Source organism: Bacillus sp. SIMBA_008, assembly GCF_046535495.1.
GTDB classification, from domain to species: Bacteria; Bacillota; Bacilli; order Bacillales; family Bacillaceae; genus Bacillus; species Bacillus subtilis.
Genome location: NZ_JAWRWL010000483.1, coordinates 1 through 271, shown reverse-complemented (window position 1 = coordinate 271; position 271 = coordinate 1). Strand labels below are relative to the sequence as shown.

General features: G+C 72.3%; 1 pseudogene. It reads right to left on the bottom strand.

Annotation, left to right across the window (positions count from 1 at the left end):
• Positions 1–236, bottom strand: a pseudogene (locus SB658_RS24120) (hypothetical protein); the annotation flags it as partial.
• Between the last annotated feature and the right edge of the window lie 35 nt (positions 237–271).

Sequence of the window (271 nt, the reverse complement as noted above, 5' to 3'; positions counted from 1 at the left end):
CTCAGCGGCCCCCATCGCAGGGTCTCGTTCCAGTCAGAGCGGCGCACGCGCCCCTCACCCGCGAGGAAGGGCGCCTTCTTGCCCGCCATCACAACGGCCGCGTAGGTGTATTCGGCGACAGGGTCGGCGTTCGCGTCGGCGGCGCTCGAGAGCACGATCCCGCGCCGCCAGAACTCCTCCGAGACGATCGGCCGCACGCTGCCGGCGCAGTGCAGCACGGCGCGCAGCTTCGGCATGAGCGCCAGCCGCTCGGCCGTGAGGCGTGACGCAC